The organism is Mycobacterium sp. ITM-2016-00317, assembly GCF_002968295.1.
In the GTDB taxonomy this organism is placed as follows: domain Bacteria; phylum Actinomycetota; class Actinomycetes; order Mycobacteriales; family Mycobacteriaceae; genus Mycobacterium.
In genome coordinates this window covers 5099302-5119556 of sequence record NZ_CP134399.1, presented here as the reverse complement: position 1 = coordinate 5119556, position 20255 = coordinate 5099302, and the positions used below count along the sequence as shown (strand labels likewise).

The window sequence follows — 20255 nt, the reverse complement described above, 5'->3', positions numbered from 1 at the left end:
TGCATGGCGAATTCCATTCTTCTAGTTGGGTTTCGGGGGCGTAGGACTGCCACACCGGCTTCGCGCCGACGTGGTGCAACGTCGCAACCACAGCCGGCCGCGATTGCGGCGACACGGGTGACAGCCCGGGTATTCCGGTTCTACGGGGTGGCGTGCCTTCTGGCGGCGAGGTTCTGCTCGACCTCCTGCTGCCACAGGTCGTACGCGTGGGTGGTGTCGACCTCCTGCTCGTAGCGGTCGGTCATGTCGGCGGTGACGTCGGCGGCGTCGACGTAGAACTGGTGGTACCAGCGGCGGTGCTGGTAGACAGGTCCGTCCTCTTCGGTGAGCAACGGGTTTTCGATCGGCGACTTGTTCTTCCAGATCTCGACGTCTTCGAGGAAACCCTCGCCGAACGAACGGTTCAGCGCCGCCGCGAGTCCGGCCGCCTTGGCGGCGGGCAGCTCCGGCATCTCGCGCACCGCCACGCCCCACTGCAACGTGAACGAGTCGTGGGTGACGGGGTAGTGGCAGTTGATCAGCGCCACCTCGACCGTGAAGCCGGGCGCCAGGTCGTTGTGCAGCCAGTTGATCATGTACGCCGGGCCGAAATAGGTCGCCTCGGAGCGCAGATAGGTTCCCTCCCAGAGTTTGTCGGGGTCGGCGACGACGTCGGGGCGCGGCTTGGACTCCATGAACTGGCTGGCGGTGTGACCCTCGATCACGTTCTTGAAGTACGTCGGGTAGGCGTGGTGGATGTAGAAGAAGTGCGCCATGTCGACGTTGTTGTCGACGATCTCGCGGCAGTGCGCGCCCTCGATCAGGATCGAGTTCCACTGCCACGGCGACCAGCGGCCCTCGTCGAACCCCTCGATGGTCGGCGGGGTCAGTTCCGCGGGCGGAGCGGAACCCTCGGGGTCGTGCCAGACCAGCAGCTGCCCGTTGACCTCGGTGGTGTGCCAGGCGCGGGTGCGGGCCAGGCGGGGGGTGCGTTTGGCGTAGGGGACGAGCTTGCACCTGCCGTCGCCGCCCCAGCGCCAGTCGTGGAACGGGCAGGCGATCTCGTCGCCCTTGACGGTGCCCTGGGCGAGGTTGCCGCCCATGTGCCGGCAGTAGCCGTCCAGGACTCGCAGCGCGCCCTGCGAATCGGCGAACACCACCAGCAGGGTGCCGAATGCGTCGACGCCGTGCGGCTGTCCGTCGCGGAAGGACTCCGCGAGCCCGAGGCAGTGCCAGCCGCGGGCGTACCGCGTCATCTGCCTGCCGGTGTCGATGTCGCGGACGGCGCCGCCGGTTCCGGTGTCGCTCATCGCGGGGATCCTTTCGCCATGTCCGACACGGCCAGATGGCTGAACACCATGCTGGTGCCGATCGGATTGCCGCCGCCGGGGTAGACGGTGCCGCTGGGTGCGGCCATCGTGTTGCCCGCCGCGTACAGGCCGGGAATCACATTGTCCGCCGAATCGAGCACCCGCGCGGCGGTATCGGTGCGCAATCCTCCCTTGGTGCCCAAATCCGACACCCCGAACGCGGCGGCGTGGAACGGGCCGGTGTCGATCGGATACAGCGGCGGCGCGCCGCCGGAGAACGCCCGGTCGTAGGGCTCGTCACCGCGGCCGAAGTCCTCGTCGCGGCCGGCCCGCACGAACTCGTTGAACCGCGCCACTGTCTCGACCAGATTCCGCGGCGGCACGCCGATCGCCGCCGCGAGCTCCTCGAGCGTGTCCGCGGTGCGCCACAGCCCGGCCGCGACGTACTTTTCCGGTTCGACCATCGAGACGTTGGTCGCCTTCACCGGCGGAACCAGGCCGTCCCTGTCGTCGTAGATCATCCAGAGCGGCAGGCTGACGGTACCGGCGGCCATCGCGGCGAGGACGTCCCGGCCGAGTCTGTCGTAGGCGGCCGACTCGTTGGTGAAGCGCCTGCCCCGGTCGTCGACGAAGATGCCGCCGGTGAACCACAGCGCGAATGCCGACGAGCCGTTGGGATGCGTCAGCCCGGGCGACCACCACGCCTGGTCCATCAGATCGGTGTCGGCCCCGGCCGCGATGGCGGCCAGATGGGCCCGTCCCTGATTTCCCGAGGGCCCCATGGTGTCCCGCGACGACCCTGGTACGCCGTAGCGGGCCCGCATCTCGTCGTTGCGCTCGAATCCGCCCGCGGCGAGCAGGACTCCGCGCCGGGCGCGGATCGCGCGGCGCCGGCCGTCGGACTCGACGACCGCGCCGACGACCCTGCCGTCCTCGACGACGAGATCGGTGAGGGTGGTGTTGCGCCGGGCCGACCAGTGCGGGTGGCGGCCCGCGGCGGCCAACAGCCGGGCGATCAGCGCCCGGCCGCCGACGAAGTAGTCCTCGGGCTGCGGATGCCCCAGCCGGTCGGCGTCCAGTGGGCCGCGGACAAGCTCGCGCAGGTGCGGGGCGGCAGCGACCTTGAGCGGCCGGGCCGCGATGTGGCGCATCCCGTCGGCCCGGGCCTTGGGCGCCTTACCGAAGTAGTCCGGCCAGGGCAGCAGCGAGAACTTCAGCAGCTCATCGGCTTCCAGATACTCGATCAGCGGCGCGCCGCTGCGGACGTAGGTCTCCTGCAGCGCCCGCGGCGTCCGGTCACCGACCACCGCGGCGTAGTACTCCACGGCGTCGTCGAGGGTGTCGTCGGCCCCGGCCCGCACCAGCACCGGGTTGCACGGGAACCACATTCCGCCACCGGCCGAGTATGCGGTGGTGCCGCCGAACTTGTCGGTCGCCTCCACCAGGATCACCTCCAGGCCCTCCCGCGCCGCGGTGTAGGCGCCGGTCGCCCCACCCGCGCCGGACCCGGCGATCAGCACGTCGGTGGTCTCGTCCCAGTCATACATGGTGGTTCCTCCCGGGTGCGGTGAACTCCTCGTCGAGCGCGTCGCGGTCGGCGGCGGTCATCCGCCGGTACTGCGGGCGCCCGCGGCCCGCCCACCGGTAGACCGCGTCACCGGTGTGCCAGCGTTCGGTCTGCAACTGGCGTTTGAGCACCTTGTTCGACCCGGTGGCGGGCAGCTTCGCCGAGACCCGCAGCAGTCGCGGGAATCCCTTGGCGCCCAGGTCGTCCTGACCGGCCAGGAACGACGAGAAGCCGTCGACGTCTAACGAGTCGGGATCGGCGACCTCCACAGCGGCCATCACCTGGTCGCCCGACCGCGGGTCGGGGACGCCGTACACCGCGGCGGCGACCACGTCGGGGTGGCGCCGCAGCACCCGCTCGATGGTCAACGTCGAGGTGTTCTCCCCGTCGACGCGCAACCAGTCGCCCCGGCGGCCCGCGAAGTAGAGGAACCCGTCGGAGTCGAGGTAACCCAGGTCGCCGGACCAGTACCACCCGTTGCGGGTCCGCTCGGCGTCGGCGGCGTCGTTCTTGTAGTACCCCTCGAAGTCGCGGGCGCCGCGGCGGTCGACGATCTCGCCGATCGCCTCGTCGGAATTGAGCACCCGGCCGCGCGGGTCGAGAACCGCTGTCGCACAGGGCGCCATGGTGTCGGGGTCGACGACCACAACATCGGGGTGTGCGGGCCGGCCCAGCGCCGACGGCGGAGCCGACGGGTCGGGCGTGGCGACCGCCCCACCCTCACTGGAGCCGTAACCCTCGAACAGTTGCGCGGCGAACCGGCGGCGGAACTCCCGCTGGTCCTCCGGGGACGCCTCGGTGCCGAAGCCGCGCTGCAGCGGGTTGTCCGCGTCGTCGCCGGCCTCCGGTGTGGCCAGCAGGTAGGCCAGCGCCTTGCCGACGTAGGTGAAGAACGTCGCGCCGAAAAACCGCACGTCGGACAGGAATCGGGACGCGGAGAAGGTCGGGGTCAGGCACACGGTGGCGCCGTTGGCCAGTGCGGGCGCCCACAGCGCCATGATCGCGTTGCCGTGGAACAGCGGCATACAGCAGTAGTCGACGTCGTCGCGGTGATGGCCGAACTTGTCGGTGGCCGCGTATGCGATGCGCGCCAGGCGGCCCTGGCTGCACCTGACGGCCTTGGACGTCCCGGTGGTGCCCGAGGTGAACAGCAGCAGGATCAGCGATTCGGCGCCCACCCCCGGTGCGGCTTTCGGCTCGGCGCGGTGGGCCCGCAGCAGATCCCGGTAGCCGGGGTCCTCGACCCGCAACACCCGCTCGGATGCCACGCCATGGTCGATCCGGGCCAGGCGCTGCGCCCCGGCCTCGTCGGTGACGATCAGGCCGCAGTCGGCGTGCCGGATGTCGGCGGCCAGCCCTTCCGACCCGCGGGTGGGGTTCAGCCCGACGACGGTGGCGCCGGCCAGCGCGGCAGCGCCCAGCCAGAACACGAAGTCCGGCACGTTGTCCAGCAGCACCCCGATGTGCGGGGGGTTCAGGTCGGGCAGCGCCGCGGTGTAAGACGCGCGCGCCGCCGACTCGCGGACCACCTCGTCCCATGTCCAGTCCCGCTCGCGGGTGCGCAGGCCGGGCCGCTGGTCGCCGATGCGGTCGAGCAGCATGGCGGCGATGTCATCGCGGCGGGCGGTCATGGCCGGGTGATCGGGTGGACCGGGTCCGCGCAGTCCACGCCTTCGGCGGAGAGGCGGCGTTTGAGGACCTTGAAGGTCTCGGTGCGTGGCAGCGCGTCGGCAGTGCGCACGAACTTCGGCCACTGCTTGGGCCCCAGATCGGTCTGCTCGCTAAGGAACCGGGTGAACGCCGCCGGATCGAACGGACGATCCTCGGGCAGGACCATCGCCGCCATCACCTGATCCCCGACGGCGGGGTCGGGGATCGGGTACACCGCGACCTCGGTGACGCCGGGGAATCGCATCAGGATGCGTTCGATCGGCGCGGTGCCGAGGTTCTCGCCGTCGACGCGCATCCAGTCGCCGAGCCTGGCGAAGTAGGCGAAACCGTTCTCGTCCCGGTAGGCCAGGTCCCCGCTGTGGTAGACGCCGCCCCGCATGCGCTCGGCCTCGGCGGCCGGATCCTTGTAGTAGCCCCGGAACTGGCCGGGCCCTTCGGTGTTCACCAGTTCGCCGACGACCCCGGACGGGCATTCGGCGCCGGTGTCGACGTCGAGGATCGTCACCCCGCCGGTGAGCGGGCCCAGTGCCCCTTCCGGGGTGTCGGGGGTCCGTGCGATGGACACCCCGCCCTCGCTGGAGCCGAAGCCGTCGACCACGGTGACCCCGAAGCGTTCGGCGAACCGGCTCAGATCCCGGGGTGCGGCCTCGTTGCCGTAGGCAATGCGCAGTGGGTTGTCGGCGTCGTCCGGACGTTCGGGCGCAGCCAGGATGTAGGACAGCGGCTTGCCGACGTAGTTGGCGTAGGTCGCGCCGAACCGGCGTACATCCGGGAAGAACTGCGACGCGGAGAACTTGCGGCGCAACGCGATCGATGCGCCGGCCGCCACCGCCGGCGCCCAGCCGGCCATGATCGCGTTCGAGTGGAACAGCGGCATCGACAGGTAGCACGTGTCGCCGGGTCCGAGCCCGAACCGCTGCGCGAGCATCACCCCGGGGAACGCGACCTTCTCGTGCGTGCAGCGCACCGCCTTCGGATCCCCGCTGGTGCCCGAGGTGAAGATCAGCATGAACAGGTCCCCGGGATCGGGATCGGGGAAGTCGACCGCTGCGTCCCGGTGAGCGTCCAATTCGGCTGCGAAAGACGACGATTCGACGTCCACCACCGCGACTCCGTCGCCGTGGTGGTCGCCGTCGGCCAGCACCAGTTGGCAGTCGGCATGGTTGGCGTCGCGGCGCAGCGCCTGACCGCGACGCGTCGGGTTCAGGCCGACGGGCACGATGCCCGACAGCGCTGCGGCCACCAGGACAGTACCGAAGAACGGCGTGTTGGCGAGCAGCACCCCGACGTGCGGCGGGCGGGCCGGATCCAGGCGGGCCCGCAGCGCTGACGCGAGCGCCGCGCCGTCATGAATGTGGTTGCGCCAGCTGGTGAACGACACCGATCCGGTGTCGGCGTCGACCCAGTGCACTCCTCGGTCGTCGACGTCGGTGAGTTTCGCCAGCAAGGACGAGACGGTGGTCACCGGTGGGTGGTTCAGACCGGGGTGTCGGCCAGTTCACGGCCGATGTGCAGCAGCTGTCCGGTGGCGCCGCCGAGTGCGAACTCGGTCTGCTTGGCGGCCAGGAAGTAGCGGTGCACCGGATGGTCGACGTCGATGCCGACGCCACCGTGGACGTGCACCGCGGTGTGCGCGACGCGGTGCCCGGCCTCGGCGGCCCAGAACGCCGCGGAGGCCACGTCGACGTCGGCGGGCAGGTCCTCGGACAGCCGCCACGCCGCCTGGGTCAGCGTCAGGCGCAGGCCCTTGATGTCGATGTAGCCGTCGGCCAGCCGCGAGGACACGGCCTGGAAGCTGCCGATCGGGCGGTCGAACTGCTCGCGCTCACGCGCATAGGTGGCCGTCAGCTCCAACGCCCGTTCCAGCACGCCGAGCTGGTAGGCGCTGCGGCCCAACGCATGCCGGGTCGCCAACCAGTCCAGCACCTCAGCGCCGCCGATGCGGCGGTCCGCGCCGACGCTGACGCCCTGCAACTGCAGCGAGGCCACACTTCCGTGCCCGGTGGTGTCCAGCACGCCGACCGTCGCCCCGTCGTCGGCAGAGCTGACCAGGAAGACGCCGATGCCGGAATCGGTTTCGACGGGCACCAGGAACGCGTCGGCGTTCAGTCCGAACGCGACCTGGGTTCGGGTGCCGGTGAGCGTGACGCGGTCTCCGGACGCCTGTGCCCGGACCGGGCCCTCACCCATCTCGCCGTCGAGGGCCACCGCGAGCACCTTTTCGCCCTTGATCGCCGGCACCGCCCAGTCCTGTCGCAGCGCCTCGGATCCGAACTTGGCCAGCGCGCCCGCGGAGAGCACCACCGATTCGAGGTAGGGGACCGCGGAGAGCTGGCGCCCGAGTGCCACGAGCACCGCGACCTCCTCCAGCACCCCGAACCCACCGCCGCCCAGGGACTCCGATGCGGTCGTGGACAGGATGTCGGCGTCGATCAGCTTGCGCCACAGGTCGCGGTCGAACCGTCCGCCCGACTCCCGGCCGAGCCCGTCGAGGGCGCGCTGGTGCTCGGCGGTGACCACCGACTCGGTGATCGTGCGCACCAGGCCGCCGAGGTCGTCGCCTGCTTCGGTCGTCTTGAAATCCATGTCTGAAGTCCCTTTACCGGTTCACTCGGGGCAGGCCGAGCGCGACCATGCCGATGATGTCGCGCTGGATCTCGTTGGTGCCGCCGCCGAAGGTCAGGATCAGGCAGGACCGGTGCATGCGCTCGATGCGGCCGCGCAGCACCGCGCCGGGGGAGCCTGTGCGCAACGTCGCGGCGGTGCCCAGCACCTCCATCAGCAGCCGGTAGGCCTCGGTCGCCAGCTCGGTGCCGTACACCTTGGCCGCCGACGCGTCGGCGGGGGAGGGGGCCGCGTCCTGCGCCGAGGCCAGCTCCCAGTTGATCAGCTTGAGCACCTCGGCCTTGGCGTGCACGCGTGCCAGGTTCAGCTGCACCCACTGCGAATCGATCAGCCGGTTTCCGTGGGCGTCCTTGGTGTTCTGCGCCCATTCGCGGACCCCGTTGAGCGCGACGAAGATCGGCTGCGCCGACACCAGCGCCACCCGCTCGTGGTTGAGCTGGTTGGTGACCAGCTTCCAGCCGCCGTTCTCCTCGCCGACCAACGCCGACTTCGGAACCCGCACGTCCTGGTAGTAGGTCGCGCTGGTGTCCACCCCGGACATCGTGTGCACCGGCGTCCAGGAGAAGCCTTCGGCGGTGGTGGGCACGATGAGCATCGAGATCCCACGGTGCTTCTTGGCGTCGGGATTCGTCCGCACGGCCAGCCACACGTAGTCGGCGTAGGCGATCAGGCTGGTCCACATCTTCTGGCCGTTGATGACGTAGTCGTCCCCGTCGTGCACCGCGGTGGTCCGCAGCGCCGCCAGGTCGGTGCCCGCGCCGGGCTCGGAGTAGCCGATCGAGAAGTGCAGCTTGCCGGCGGCGATCTTGGGCAGGAAGAACTTCTTCTGCTCGTCGGTGCCGAAGTGCATGATGGTCGGCGCGACGCTGTTGATCGTCAGGAACGGCACCGGCACGTTGGCGATCGCGGCCTCGTCGTTGAAGATCAGCCCGTCCATCGGCGGCCGCGCCTGACCGCCGAACTCCTCGGGCCAGGACAGCGTGAGCCAGCCGTCCTTGCCCATCTGCTCGACGGTCTCGCGGTAGACGTTTCCCCGCCCCATCTCGCCGTCGTTGGACGCCAGCGCCTCGGCGCGCTCGGGTGTCATGAGCTTGGTGAAGTACGCACGCAGTTCGCGCCGCAACTCCTCCTGCTCGGGGGTGTAACCGATCCGCATCGCGCCGTCCTCACTTGTCTGAGAGCCTTGTCCGGAGGTGCCGTCCCGGCCGCCGGGGCATACCTCCGGTGTTCCCCGGTTGTAACACGTTCTAGTGTTGGGGTCCAGGGTGGTGTCAGGGGTGCGGGTCGATGGCACACTGTGCGCCCAGGCAGGATCGGACCAACAGCCCGGACCGACAGGAGGATCAGATGCGAGTGGAAGTGGATCGCGACCGCTGCGAAGGCAACGCGGTGTGCGTCGGAATAGCGCCCGACCTGTTCGAGCTCGATGACGACGACTACGCCGTCGTCAAGGCTGACCCGGTGCCCCCGGGCGAAGAGGCCGTCGCCGAGCAGTCCGTCGCCGAGTGCCCCCGCGCCGCCCTGATCCGTCACGACTAGAGGTATTAGTACTGTGTCCGATTCTTCCTCCCCGCGTGGGAGCCAAATTGATCTTTCCGGCCGCGTCGCTGTCGTCACCGGGGCCGCCGCCGGGCTCGGCCGTGCCGAAGCCATCGGACTGGCGAAAGCCGGAGCCACCGTCGTCGTCAACGACATCGCCCCCGCACTGGACAAATCCGACGTCCTCGACGAGATCGCCGCGGCGGGCGCCAAGGGCGTGGCCGTCGCCGGCGACATCAGCGCGCGGTCCACGGCCGACGAGCTGGTCGACACCGCCGACGGTCTGGGCGGGCTCGGGATCGTGGTGAACAACGCGGGCATCACCCGCGACCGCATCCTGTTCAACATGACCGACGACGAGTGGGACGCGGTCATCGCGGTGCACCTGCGCGGCCACTTCCTGCTGACCCGCAACGCGGCGACCTACTGGCGCTCGAAGGCCAAGGCCGGCGGCGACGACGGCGCGGGCACGGTGTACGGCCGGATCATCAACACCTCCTCGGAGGCCGGGCTGTCCGGCCCGGTCGGCCAGCCCAACTACGGCGCGGCCAAGGCGGGCATCACCGCGTTGACACTGTCGGCGGCCCGGGCGCTCGGCCGGTTCGGGGTGCGGGCCAACGCGATCGCACCACGGGCCCGCACGGCGATGACGGCCGGGGTTTTCGGCGACGCGCCGGAGCTGCCGGCGGGCGCGGTGGATCCGCTCTCGCCCGACCACGTCGTGAACCTGGTCCGATTCTTAGCTTCCCCAGCCTCGGAAGGGGTCAACGGACAGCTCTTTATCGTCTATGGTCCGACCGTGACCCTCCTCGCGGCACCGACGGCAGAGCGGCAGTTCAGCGCCGACGGTGACGCGTGGGACCCCTCGTCGTTGTCCGACACCCTGCAGAATTACTTTGCTGATCGTGACCCGGAGCGGAGTTTCTCGGCCGCGATGGGTCTTGGCGACCCAGACTGACGGTCTCGGTTGCCAGCCGTTTCGCGCTACTAGAACACGTTCTAGGATGAGCTGTGTCACAATAGCCTTGAGCTGCGTAAATATTGGGAACGTGACGGTATTTGCCGTTCTTTGACACTGCGAACATGTTCTAGTTACTATGATCCGGCCCACTAAGAACCGTCAGAAGTAGCGCTGATCCCAGGGATCGGAACACGACGTCGGCTCCCAGCGCAGCAAAATTCGCCACACGATGCCGACCGTCGTTCCTCCCGAATCCCACGTCCCGAGAACGGAGCCGAGGTTGATCGAACAGCTTGCGGCGCCGGCGCGGGCCGTGGGCGGGTTCGTCGAGATGTCCTTGGAGACGTTCGCCAAGACCTTCCGCCGCCCTTCCAGTTCCGCGAGTTCCTCGAGCAGACGTGGATGATCGCGCGCGTCTCGTTGGTGCCGACACTGCTGGTCGCCATCCCGTTCACCGTGCTGGTGGCGTTCACGCTGAACATCCTGCTGCGCGAGATCGGCGCCGCGGACCTCTCCGGGGCCGGCACCGCGTTCGGCACCATCACCCAGCTCGGCCCCGTCGTCACGGTGCTCGTGGTCGCCGGCGCGGGCGCCACCGCGATCTGCGCCGACCTCGGTGCGCGCACCATCCGCGAGGAGATCGACGCGATGCGCGTGCTGGGCATCGACCCGATCCAGCGCCTGGTCGTGCCGCGCGTGCTGGCGTCCACCTTCGTTGCGCTGTTGCTCAACGGGCTGGTCTGCCTGATCGGGCTGTCCGGCGGATACGTGTTCTCGGTGTTCCTGCAGGGCGTCAACCCCGGATCGTTCATCAACGGGCTGACGGTGCTGACCGGACTGCCCGAGCTGATTCTCGCCGAGATCAAGGCGCTGTTGTTCGGCCTGGTCGCCGGGCTGGTCGGCTGCTACCGCGGGCTGACCGTCAAGGGCGGCCCGAAAGGCGTCGGCAACGCGGTCAACGAGACCGTGGTCTACGCGTTCATCTGCCTGTTCGTCATCAACGTGATCTTGACGGCGGTCGGGGTGAGGGTGCTGTGAGCTACGACGCCACCATCCGCCTCCGCAGAATGCTCCGCGTGGTGCCACGCGTCGTGGACACCGTCGGCGAGCAGGCGCTCTTCTACGGCGAGACGTTCCGCTACGTCCCGAACGCGGTGACCCGGTACCGCAAGGAGACGATCCGGCTCATCGCCGAGATGTCGATGGGCACCGGCGCTCTGGTGATGATCGGCGGGACCGTGGGGGTCGCGGCATTCATGACGCTGGCCTCCGGCGGCGTGATCGCCGTGCAGGGGTACTCGTCGCTGGGCAACATCGGCATCGAGGCGCTCACCGGGTTCCTCTCGGCGTTCCTGAACGTGCGCATCGTGGCGCCGGTGATCGCCGGCATCGCGCTGGCGGCCACCATCGGCGCGGGTGCCACCGCACAGCTGGGCGCCATGCGGGTCGCCGAGGAGATCGATGCGGTCGAATCGATGGCCGTGCACTCGATCTCGTATCTGGTGTCCACCAGGCTGATCGCCGGCCTGATCGCGATCGTGCCCCTCTACGCGCTGTCGGTGCTGGCGGCGTTCTTCGCCGCGCGGTTCACCACCGTCTACATCAACGGCCAGTCCGCGGGTCTGTACGACCACTACTTCAACACGTTCCTGATCCCGACCGATCTGCTCTGGTCGTTCCTGCAGGCGATCGTGATGGCGATCGCGGTGATGCTCGTGCACACCTATTACGGCTACAACGCCTCGGGCGGGCCGGTCGGTGTGGGTATCGCCGTGGGCCAGGCGGTGCGCACGTCGCTGATCGTCGTCGTGACGATCGTCCTGTTGATCTCACTCGCCGTCTACGGCGCGTCCGGCAACTTCAACCTCTCCGGGTAAGGCAGGAAATCGATGGCCGACGGTGACGCCAAGCGCAGCCACGTGAGGATCGCTGCAGCGATCCTCGCTGTGCTGGTGCTGCTCGCTGTCGTCTTCACCTACCTGTCCTACACCGCGGCGTTCACCCCGACCGACAAGGTGACCGTGCTCTCGCCGCGGGCCGGTCTGGTGATGGACATCGACGCCAAGGTCAAGTACCGCGGAATCCAGGTCGGCAAGGTGGAGTCGATCGAATACGCCGGCGACGGAGCCAAGCTCACGCTGGCCATCAACCGCAAGGACATGCGCTACATCCCCGCCGACGCCCCCGTGCGCATCGGCGGCACCACGATCTTCGGCGCCAAGGGCGTCGAGTTTCTGGCCCCCGAGTATCCGGACAGCCAGTCGCTGCGCCCCGGCGCCGAGGTCAAGGCCGACAGCGTGCAGCTGGAGGTCAACACGCTGTTCCAGACGCTGACCGACCTGCTGGGCAAGATCGACCCGATCAACCTCAACGCCGCGCTGTCGGCGCTCGGTGAAGGGTTGCGTGGCAACGGCGACGACGTCGGCGCCCTGCTGTCCGGGCTGAACTCCTACCTGGAGCAGATGAACCCGAAACTTCCCGCGCTGCACGAGGATCTGCGCCGCACCGCGGCGGTCGCCGACATCTACGGCGACGCAGGCCCGGACCTGGTCCGGATCCTGGAGAACGCGCCGGCGATCAGCAAGACGATCGTCGACGAACAGGACAACCTGAACACGGCGCTGCTGGCGGCGACCGGGCTGGCCAACAACGGCACGGCGACCTTCGAGCCCGCCGCCGACGACTACATCGCCACGGTGCAGCGGTTGCGCGCCCCGCTGAAGGTGGCCGCCGAATACTCGCCGGTGTTCGGCTGCACACTCAAGGGCACGGCCGCCGCGACCGACCGGTTCGCCCCCATCATCGGCGGAATCCGGCCGGGCCTGTTCGTGTCGTCGAACTTCCTGCCCGGTTCACCGGCCTACACGTATCCGGAGAGCCTGCCGATCGTCAACGCCTCCGGCGGCCCGAACTGCCGTGGCCTGCCCGACGTTCCGAGCAAGCAGTACGGCGGGTCCTGGTACCACACACCGTTCCTGGTCACCGACAACGCCTACGTCCCGTATCAGCCGAACACCGAGTTGCAGTTCGACGCACCGTCGACGCTGCAGTTCCTGTTCAACGGCGCCTACGCGGAAAGGGACGACTACTAGTGAACCGGGACAACAAGACGCTCGTCAGCGTCAGCATCTTCACCGTCGCGATGCTCCTGGTCGCGGCGATGCTCGTGGTCGTCTTCGGTGAGTTCAGGTTCGCCTCGGAGGAGAAGTACCACGCGACGTTCGCCGACGCGTCACGGCTGGAGGCCGGACAGGACGTCCGCATCGCCGGCGTCCCGGTCGGCACCGTCGAAGGCGTCAAGCTCAACCCGGACAACACCGTCGACGTGGCGTTCAGCGTCAACGACCGGTATCAGCTGTACACCTCGACCAAGGCCGTGGTCCGCTACGAGAACCTCGTCGGCGACCGGTACCTGGAGATCACCTCGGGCCCCGGGGATCTGGTCAAGCTGCCCAAGGGCGGCATGATCACCAACACCGAACCGGCGCTGGACCTGGACGCGCTGCTGGGCGGTCTGCGGCCGGTGCTCAAGGGTCTGGACGGCACCAAGGTCACCGAGATCAGCAACGCCGTCATCGAATTGCTGCAGGGCGAGGGCGGGGCGTTGTCGGCGATGCTGGCCAACACCAGTGCGTTCACCCAGACCCTCGCCGCGCGCGATCAGCTCATCGGCGATGTGATCACGAACCTGAACACCGTGCTGGGCACCGTCGACGAGAAGGGCGCCCAGTTCAACGTCAGTGTCGACCAGTTGCAGAAACTCATCACCGGGCTGGCCGAGGGCCGGGATCCGATCGCCGGGGCCATCGGGCCACTGGCGTCGGCCGAGACCGACCTGACCGAGATGCTCGAGGAGACCCGCAGGCCGATCCAGGGCGTGATCGAGAACGTCCGGCCGTTCGCCCAGCGGTTCGACGAGCGCAAGGCCGACGTCAACAAGGTCATCGAGCCGCTCGCCGAGAACTATCTGCGACTCAACGCCCTTGGCGCCTACGGCTCGTTCTTCAACATCTTCTACTGCTCGACCCGGCTGAAGATCAACGGCCCGGCGGGCAGCGACATCCTGGTCCCGTTCGGCGGACCACCGGATCCGAGTAAGGGGAGGTGTGCCGAGGTTGAGTAGGTCAGAAGACTCGAACCCGTTGCGCACCGGGATCTTCGGCATCGTCCTGGTCACATGCCTGGTGCTGGTGTCCTTCGGGTACTCCACGCTGCCGTTCTTCCCGCAGGGCAAGCCGTACGAGGCGTACTTCGCCGACGCCGGCGGCATCCTGCCGGGCAACGACGTCAACATCTCGGGCATCGCGGTCGGCAAGGTCAGTGCCGTCGAACTGGCCGGCGACGCCGCCAAGATCACGTTCACCGTCGACCGCGGGGTGAAGGTCGGGGACCAGTCGCTGGTCGCGATCAAGACCGACACCGTGCTCGGCGAGAAGTCACTGGCGATCACGCCCAAGGGCGGCGGCGAGTCGACGGTGATCCCGTTGGGGCGCACCACCACCGCGTACACCCTCAACACCGCCCTGCAGGACCTCGGGCAGAACGTCAGCGCACTGGACAAGCCGAGGTTCGAGACCGCGCTGCAGACACTGACGGATTCGTTGCGCGACGCCACGCCGCAACTGCGCAGCGCGCTCGACGGCGTAACGAACCTGTCCCGCAGCCTCAATGCCCGCGATGAAGCGCTGGATCAGCTTCTGGCACACGCGAAGAACGTGTCGGACACGCTGGCGCAGCGCGCCGGTCAGGTCAATCAGCTGATCACCGACGGCAACCTGCTGTTCGCCGCGCTCGACGAGCGACGCCAGGCGCTGAGCAACCTGATCGCCGGCATCGACGACCTCGCCACCCAGTTGTCCGGTTTCGTCGCCGACAACCGCCGGGAGTTCAAGCCCGCCCTGGAGAAGCTGAACCTGGTGCTGGACAACCTGCTCGAGCGCCGCGAACACATCGGCGAGGCCCTCAAGCGGCTGCCCCCGTATGCGACCGCGCTGGGCGAGGTCGTCGGCTCCGGGCCGGGATTCCAGATCAACCTCTACGGTCTGCCGCCCGCGCCGATCGCCGAGGTACTGCTCGATACCTACTTCCAGCCGGGCAAGCTGCCCGACAGTCTGTCCGACATGCTCCGCGGCTACATCTCGGAGCGGATGATCATCAGGCCGAAGTCGCCATGACGCAAGGGAACACAGTGCAGCGGAGCCGCTGGATGCGAACCGCGCTGATCTGCGTGCTGGTCGCGACGCTGATCGTCGGGGCGTACCTGGTGTGGCCCAACCGCACCGGGCAGAAGGTGATCGCGTACTTCACCTCCGCGGTCGGCCTGTACCCGGGCGACGACGTCCGGGTGGTCGGTGTCCCGATCGGCAAGATCGATTCGATCGAGCCCCGCGCCGGCGACGTGAAGATCACGATGACCATCGACAAGGGTGTCAAGATCCCGGCCGAGGCGAAGGCGCTGGTGATCTCGCCGAACCTGGTGTCGGCCAGGTTCGTTCAGCTCGCGCCCGCCTACACGGGCGGCAGCGAACTGCCCGACGGTGGCGAGATCGGGCTGGACCGCACCGCGGTGCCGGTCGAATGGGACGAGGTCAAGGAACAGCTGACCCAGCTCAGTACCCAGCTCGGCCCGCAGCAGGGATCGGTGCAGGGCCCGCTCACCGCGTTCGTCAACCAGGCCGCCGACACGTTCGACGGCAACGGCGACACCTTCCGGCGGGCACTGCGTGAGCTGTCGCAGACCGCGGGGCGGCTCGGAGATTCGCGCACCGACCTGTTCGGCACCATCCGCAATCTGCAGGTGCTGGTCGACGCGCTGTCGAACAGCAACGAGCAGATCGTGCAGTTCTCCAACCACGTCGCGTCGGTGTCACAGGTGCTCGCCGACGCCACCACCGACCTCGATCTGACGCTGGGCACCCTGAACCAGGCGCTCTCCGACGTGCGGGGCTTCCTGGGGGAGAGCAACGACGCGCTGATCGGTCAGGTCAACCGGCTGACCGACTTCACCAACCTGCTGACCGAGCACAGCGACGACATCGAGCAGATCCTGCACATCGCGCCGAACGGGCTGAGCAACTTCTACAACATCTACAACCCCGCCCAGGGCACGGTCGGCGGGCTGCTGACACTGCCGAACTTCGGCAACCCGGTGCAGTTCATCTGCGGTGGCACCTTCGACGCCGCGGCCACCCCGGACAACTACAAGCGCGCCGAGATCTGCCGCCAGCGGATGGGGCCGGTGTTCAAGCGAATCACCATGAACTACCCGCCGCTGCTGTTCCATCCGATCAACAGCATCACCGCCTACAAGGGGCAGATCATCTACGACACACCGGCCACCGAGGCCAAGGCGGAGACGCCGGTGCCGTACCTGCAGTGGCAGAACGCCCCCGGCGTGACCCCGCCGACGGTGGCGCCCGACGCCGACCTGACCTCGCTGCTGGTTCCCGCCGAGGGGCCGGAGGCGTCGACGTCGCACGCCGGCGGTCCCACGACGGGACCGGCGCCGACCGGGCCCGCCGCACCCGCACCCGCGGAGGCGGGCCGATGATCCGCCGCGCACTGGGGCTCTCGTCAGTCACGCTGCTGCTGGCCGGTTGCCAGTTCGGGGGGCTGAACTCGCTGAACATGCCCGGCACCGCCGGACACGGCGCGGGTTCGTACACGATCTCGGTGCAGCTGCCCGACGTCTCGACGCTGCCGCAGAACTCGCCGGTGATGGTCGACGACGTGACCGTCGGCAGTGTGTCGGGGGTGGAGGCGGTGCAGCGGCCCGACGGCACCTTCTACGCCAAGCTCACCGTGTCCCTCGACGGCGGCGTGACGCTGCCGGCCAACGCGACGGCGAAGGTTGCGCAGACCTCGCTGCTCGGTTCCCAGCACATCGAGCTGACCGCGCCGGAGGACGGCACCGGCACGCTGGCCGAGGGCGGCGAGATCCCGATCTACCGCACCGGCAGCTACCCCACCACCGAACAGGTGCTGTCGTCGCTCGGCATGGTGGTCAACAAGGGTAATCTCGGTGCGCTGCAAGACATCACCGACGAGACCTACAACGCGGTGGCGGGCCGGTCGGGCACCTTCGCGGGTCTGCTGCCCAGGCTTGCCGAACTGACCGCGTCGCTGGACCGGCAGACCGCCGACATCATCGCCGCGGTCGAGGGGCTGGACCGGTTCGCCGGGATCCTGGCCCGTAGCAAGGACAGTCTGGGCCGGACGCTGGACACGCTGCCCGAGGCGCTCACGGTGCTCAACGACAACCGCGCCCAGATCGTCGACGCGTTCACCGCGCTGCGCAGCTTCGCGACCGTCGCGTCGCGGGTGCTGCAGGAGACCAAGGACGATTTCACCGCGGACCTCAAGGATGCCTTCCCGGTCATCAAGGAACTCAACGACCACGTCGACTACCTGATCAAGGATCTGGAACTGCTCCCGACGTTCCCGTTCCACTACAAGTACCTGCGCAACGCCGTGCGCGGGGACTACCTGAACGTGTACACGACCTTCGACCTGACGCTGCGCCGCGTCGGTGAGTCGATCTTCACCACCTCGCTGGGGCTGGATCCGAACATGAAGCGCATCAGCGAGGTCGTCAACCCGCCCGACTTCCTCACCGGCTCGATGGCCAACCTCTCCGGTCAGGCCGCGGATCCGTTCAAGATCCCGCCGGGCACGGCGACACAGCACGAGGGGGCGCCGTAATGCTCGATCGTCTGACGCGCCTGCAACTCACGATCTTCTCGATCGTCACCGTGCTCAGTGTCGGTGCGGTGGCGCTGTTCTACCTTCACGTGCCTGCCGCGGTCGGGATCGGCGCCTACAACGTGACCGCCAATTTCGTCGCCGCCGGCGGCCTGTACGAGAACGCGAACGTGACCTACCGCGGCGTCACCGTCGGCCACGTGCGATCGGTCGGCCTGTCCGACACCGGCGTCGTCGCGCACATGCAGTTGAACAGCGGCACACCGGTTCCGGAGAACGTGACCGCGACGGTCAAGAGCGTTTCTGCGATCGGCGAGCAGTACGTCGACCTGGTGCCGCCGGCGGACGCGTCCGGGGCGATGCTGCGCGAGGGCTCCGACATCGGCGTGGACCGCACCGCCATCGGGCAGGACGTCGCCGGACTGCTGGCCGAGGCCGACACACTGGTCCGCAGCGTGAGCAACAGCCGGTTGCAGGACCTGTTGCGCGAGGCGTTCAAGGCGTTCAACGGCGCAGGCCCCGAGCTGGCCCGGCTGATCCAGTCGTCCCGGCTGCTGGTCGACGAGGCCAACGCCAACATCCCGCAGACCACCCAACTCATCGACCAGGCCGGTCCGTTCCTGGAAGCGCAGATCCGCAGCGGGGACGACATCCGGTCGTTGGCCGAGTCGCTGGGCCGGTTGACCACCGAGGTGGCCGCCGCAGATCCGCAGCTGCGGACCACGCTGCAGACTGTCCCCGGCACGGCGACCGTGGCCAACGAGACGTTCGACGGGATCCGGCCGTCGTTCCCGATGCTGGCTGCCAACCTCGCCAACATCGGCCGGATCGGCGTGATCTACCACAAGTCGATCGAGCACTCGCTGGTGGTGTTCCCGGCGCTGATGGCCGCACTGAACACCGTGGCCGGCGGCGTGCCCAGCGACGAGGGCGGCAAGCTCGACTTCAAGATCCACCTGCAGGATCCGCCACCGTGCGCGACCGGGTTCATCCCGGCGACCCAGATCCGGTCGCCGGCGGACACCACGCTTCGGGATCTGCCCACCGACCTGTACTGCAAGGTCCCGCAGAACGACCCGAGCGTGGTGCGCGGTGCGCGCAACTACCCGTGCCAGGAGTTCCCGGGCAAGCGGGCGCCCACCGTGCAGCTCTGCCGCGACCCCCGCGGCTATGTGCCGATCGGCAGCAACCCGTGGCGCGGGCCCCCGGTCCCGGCCGGCACCCCGATCGGGGACGGCCGTAACATCCTGCCGCCCAACAAGTTCCCGAACATCCCGCCGCAGGTCGATCCCGACCCGGGTCCCCCGTCGGTGCAGTTGCCGCCGGGAGTCACCCCCGGTCCCGGACCGGCGCCGCACGCGCCGTTCCCGCTGCCGGTACCGCCGAACGAGCAGGGTCCGCAGCCGGCGCCGTGGCCGTACTTCTCGCCGCCGGACCAGGTGGTGCCGCCGTACGGCCGTCCGCCGCTGGCGCCACCCGCGCCCGCTCCCGCACCTGTGCCTGCTCCGGCGCCCGTTCCCGCGCCTGCGCCGGCCGAGGCCCCCTTGGCCAGCTCCACATCGGTGGCCACCTACGATCACAACGGCAAGTTCGTCGACCCGGCAGGTGGGGTCGGTGTGTACGCGCCCGGTTCCGACAAGCTGGCGCCAGCGGAGAACTGGGTGGATCTGATGTTGGCGCCGAAGCAGGTGTGATGGTGCAAGAAACGGTTTCCGCTCCCCAGCGGCGGTTGCGCCGCCGCGCGTCGCGCGCCGCAGGTCCGGCCGCAGTCACGACCGCGCCGCCTCCCGGCGAGGTGAGCGTCGAGCTGCCCACCCCGGTCCGGTCCTCGCGACCGGTCGGTCCTCCGCCGCGGCGGCGACCGCACCGGAAGCTGGTGGCGATCCTGTCGATCGCGACCACGCTCGTCGCGGTGCTCGCACTCGTGGCCGCCGTCATCGTGATGGTCGGCGGCCAGCGCACGATCGAGGCCAAACAGGAGCGTGAGCGCCGGTTCGTCGACACCGCCGCGCAGTCGGTGGTCAACATGTTCAGCTACACCCAGAACACCATCGACGAGAGCGTGGACCGGTTCGTCAACGGCACCAGCGGCCCGCTGCGCGCGATGATGACCCAAGAGGGCAACGTCGAGAACCTCAAACTGCTGTTCCGTGACACCAACGCCAGCTCGGAGGCGGTGGTCAACGGCGCCGCGCTGGAGAAGATCGACGAAATCGCCAAGAACGCAGCGGTTCTGGTGTCGGTGCGGGTCACCGTGACCGACCTGGACGGCAACAACGCACCGTCGGAGCCGTACCGGATGCGCGTGATCATCCACGAGGACGACAACGGCCACATGACGGCCTACGACCTCAAATACCCGGACGGCGGCAACTGATGCGCGAATGGCCCGGCAAGCTCGTCGGGGCGCTCGGGGTGTTGCTGGCAACGGGTTTCGTCGCGCTCGCGGCAGTCGGCGGATCGCTGTACTGGAACGGGGTGGTGCTGCGCAGCGAGGACCAGGCCCGTGACGAGCTGCCACCGCTGGCCGCGGAGCAGATCCCGCGGGTGTTCGGCTTCGACTACCAGACGGTGGAACGCAGTTTCGCCGAGGTGTATCCGATGCTCACGCCGGAGTACCGCAAGGAGTTCGAGGACCGCGTCACCAACGAGATCATCCCCCAGGCGCGGGACCGCCAGCTGATCAGCCAGGCACATTCGGTCGGCGCGGGACTCCTTGACGCCCAGCGCACCTCGGCGTCGGTGATGGTCTACATGAACCGCACCGTGACCGACAAGGGCAAGGAGTCCGTCTACGACGGAAGCCGGCTGCGCGTCGACTACAAGAAGGTCGACGGCAAGTGGCTGATCGCGTACATCACGCCGATCTGAGCCCGGCCGCACCTGTTTCGATGCCATCGGT

The 20255-nt window shown here is 68.7% G+C and carries 18 protein-coding genes and 1 pseudogene; 12 read left to right on the top strand and 7 right to left on the bottom strand.

Annotated features, from left to right (window positions below):
* Positions 1-140 precede the first annotated feature (140 nt).
* From C6A87_RS24525 to C6A87_RS24500, 6 genes are read right to left on the bottom strand one after another with little or no spacing between them, the layout of a single operon-like run.
* The gene (locus tag C6A87_RS24525) at positions 141-1289 is read right to left on the bottom strand and encodes a Rieske 2Fe-2S domain-containing protein (RefSeq protein ID WP_311114618.1); all 1149 of its coding nucleotides are present in this window, start codon (positions 1287-1289) and stop codon (positions 141-143) included.
* Positions 1286-2836 (bottom strand): FAD-binding protein, encoded by a 1551-nt coding sequence (locus C6A87_RS24520; protein WP_311114617.1) that lies wholly within the window; start codon positions 2834-2836, stop codon positions 1286-1288. The genes C6A87_RS24525 and C6A87_RS24520 overlap by 4 nt, the downstream gene beginning before the upstream one ends.
* Positions 2829-4487, bottom strand: coding sequence for an AMP-binding protein (locus C6A87_RS24515; RefSeq protein ID WP_311114616.1), 1659 nt, complete (start codon positions 4485-4487; stop codon positions 2829-2831). Before C6A87_RS24515 ends, C6A87_RS24520 begins: the two co-directional genes overlap by 8 nt.
* Positions 4484-5992 (bottom strand): long-chain-fatty-acid--CoA ligase FadD17, encoded by a 1509-nt coding sequence (fadD17, locus tag C6A87_RS24510; RefSeq protein WP_311114615.1) that lies wholly within the window; start codon positions 5990-5992, stop codon positions 4484-4486. Before fadD17 ends, C6A87_RS24515 begins: the two co-directional genes overlap by 4 nt.
* Before the next feature lie 11 nt (positions 5993-6003).
* A complete protein-coding gene (locus tag C6A87_RS24505) occupies positions 6004-7113 on the bottom strand; it encodes an acyl-CoA dehydrogenase family protein (protein WP_311114614.1) in 1110 nt (369 codons plus the stop codon).
* 13 nt (positions 7114-7126) lie between these two features.
* Positions 7127-8308, bottom strand: a complete 1182-nt coding sequence (locus C6A87_RS24500; RefSeq protein WP_311114613.1) for an acyl-CoA dehydrogenase family protein — start codon at positions 8306-8308, stop codon at positions 7127-7129.
* A gap of 191 nt (positions 8309-8499) precedes the next feature.
* Between C6A87_RS24500 and C6A87_RS24495 the strand changes: the two genes are divergently transcribed.
* Positions 8500-8691 carry a ferredoxin gene (locus tag C6A87_RS24495; protein WP_311114612.1) on the top strand — a complete coding sequence of 64 codons (192 nt, stop codon included), beginning with the start codon at positions 8500-8502 and terminating at the stop codon, positions 8689-8691.
* A 4-nt stretch (positions 8692-8695) separates the two neighbouring features.
* Complete coding sequence (locus C6A87_RS24490; RefSeq protein WP_396837118.1) at positions 8696-9649, top strand: 3-oxoacyl-ACP reductase; 954 nt, start codon at positions 8696-8698, stop codon at positions 9647-9649.
* A gap of 162 nt (positions 9650-9811) precedes the next feature.
* Here C6A87_RS24490 and C6A87_RS24485 read toward each other — a convergent pair whose 3' ends face one another.
* On the bottom strand, positions 9812-10006 hold the full coding sequence (locus tag C6A87_RS24485; RefSeq protein ID WP_311118169.1) for a hypothetical protein: 195 nt from the start codon (positions 10004-10006) through the stop codon (positions 9812-9814).
* Between C6A87_RS24485 and C6A87_RS24480 the strand changes: the two are divergent.
* The 10 genes and pseudogenes from C6A87_RS24480 (at position 9933) to C6A87_RS24435 (ending at position 20224) form a co-directional block, all read left to right on the top strand.
* Positions 9933-10690 (top strand): annotated as a pseudogene (locus tag C6A87_RS24480) (MlaE family ABC transporter permease). The gene C6A87_RS24485 and the pseudogene C6A87_RS24480 sit on opposite strands and share 74 nt — an antisense overlap.
* Entirely contained in the window at positions 10687-11529 is an 843-nt protein-coding gene (locus C6A87_RS24475) for an ABC transporter permease (RefSeq protein ID WP_311114610.1), read from the top strand. The pseudogene C6A87_RS24480 and the gene C6A87_RS24475 overlap by 4 nt, the downstream one beginning before the upstream one ends.
* Before the next feature lie 12 nt (positions 11530-11541).
* Positions 11542-12744: an MCE family protein gene (locus C6A87_RS24470; RefSeq protein ID WP_311114609.1), complete on the top strand. Its 1203-nt coding sequence runs from the start codon at positions 11542-11544 to the stop codon at positions 12742-12744.
* Between the two features lie 50 nt (positions 12745-12794).
* Positions 12795-13775 (top strand): MCE family protein, encoded by a 981-nt coding sequence (locus tag C6A87_RS24465; protein ID WP_396837117.1) that lies wholly within the window; start codon positions 12795-12797, stop codon positions 13773-13775.
* Positions 13768-14826, top strand: a complete 1059-nt coding sequence (locus C6A87_RS24460; protein WP_311114607.1) for a virulence factor Mce family protein — start codon at positions 13768-13770, stop codon at positions 14824-14826. The genes C6A87_RS24465 and C6A87_RS24460 overlap by 8 nt, the downstream gene beginning before the upstream one ends.
* Positions 14823-16202, top strand: coding sequence for an MCE family protein (locus tag C6A87_RS24455; protein WP_311114606.1), 1380 nt, complete (start codon positions 14823-14825; stop codon positions 16200-16202). Before C6A87_RS24460 ends, C6A87_RS24455 begins: the two co-directional genes overlap by 4 nt.
* Positions 16199-17353: an MCE family protein gene (locus C6A87_RS24450; RefSeq protein ID WP_311114605.1), complete on the top strand. Its 1155-nt coding sequence runs from the start codon at positions 16199-16201 to the stop codon at positions 17351-17353. Before C6A87_RS24455 ends, C6A87_RS24450 begins: the two co-directional genes overlap by 4 nt.
* Positions 17353-19047, top strand: a complete 1695-nt coding sequence (locus C6A87_RS24445) for an MCE family protein (RefSeq protein WP_311114604.1) — start codon at positions 17353-17355, stop codon at positions 19045-19047. The genes C6A87_RS24450 and C6A87_RS24445 overlap by 1 nt, the downstream gene beginning before the upstream one ends.
* Positions 19047-19730: a mammalian cell entry protein gene (locus C6A87_RS24440; RefSeq protein WP_311114603.1), complete on the top strand. Its 684-nt coding sequence runs from the start codon at positions 19047-19049 to the stop codon at positions 19728-19730. The genes C6A87_RS24445 and C6A87_RS24440 overlap by 1 nt, the downstream gene beginning before the upstream one ends.
* Positions 19730-20224 (top strand): mammalian cell entry protein, encoded by a 495-nt coding sequence (locus C6A87_RS24435; protein WP_311114602.1) that lies wholly within the window; start codon positions 19730-19732, stop codon positions 20222-20224. Before C6A87_RS24440 ends, C6A87_RS24435 begins: the two co-directional genes overlap by 1 nt.
* Positions 20225-20255 lie beyond the last annotated feature (31 nt).

Coding starts and splice junctions, on each gene's coding strand:
- C6A87_RS24525 (WP_311114618.1), bottom strand. CDS start 1,289: ATGAGCGACACCGGAACCGGCGGCGCCGTCCGCGACATCGACACCGGC.
- C6A87_RS24520 (WP_311114617.1), bottom strand. CDS start 2,836: ATGTATGACTGGGACGAGACCACCGACGTGCTGATCGCCGGGTCCGGC.
- C6A87_RS24515 (WP_311114616.1), bottom strand. CDS start 4,487: ATGACCGCCCGCCGCGATGACATCGCCGCCATGCTGCTCGACCGCATC.
- C6A87_RS24505 (WP_311114614.1), bottom strand. CDS start 7,113: ATGGATTTCAAGACGACCGAAGCAGGCGACGACCTCGGCGGCCTGGTG.
- C6A87_RS24500 (WP_311114613.1), bottom strand. CDS start 8,308: ATGCGGATCGGTTACACCCCCGAGCAGGAGGAGTTGCGGCGCGAACTG.
- C6A87_RS24495 (WP_311114612.1), top strand. CDS start 8,500: ATGCGAGTGGAAGTGGATCGCGACCGCTGCGAAGGCAACGCGGTGTGC.
- C6A87_RS24470 (WP_311114609.1), top strand. CDS start 11,542: ATGGCCGACGGTGACGCCAAGCGCAGCCACGTGAGGATCGCTGCAGCG.
- C6A87_RS24465 (WP_396837117.1), top strand. CDS start 12,795: ATGCTCCTGGTCGCGGCGATGCTCGTGGTCGTCTTCGGTGAGTTCAGG.
- C6A87_RS24455 (WP_311114606.1), top strand. CDS start 14,823: ATGACGCAAGGGAACACAGTGCAGCGGAGCCGCTGGATGCGAACCGCG.
- C6A87_RS24450 (WP_311114605.1), top strand. CDS start 16,199: ATGATCCGCCGCGCACTGGGGCTCTCGTCAGTCACGCTGCTGCTGGCC.
- C6A87_RS24445 (WP_311114604.1), top strand. CDS start 17,353: ATGCTCGATCGTCTGACGCGCCTGCAACTCACGATCTTCTCGATCGTC.
- C6A87_RS24440 (WP_311114603.1), top strand. CDS start 19,047: ATGGTGCAAGAAACGGTTTCCGCTCCCCAGCGGCGGTTGCGCCGCCGC.
- C6A87_RS24435 (WP_311114602.1), top strand. CDS start 19,730: ATGCGCGAATGGCCCGGCAAGCTCGTCGGGGCGCTCGGGGTGTTGCTG.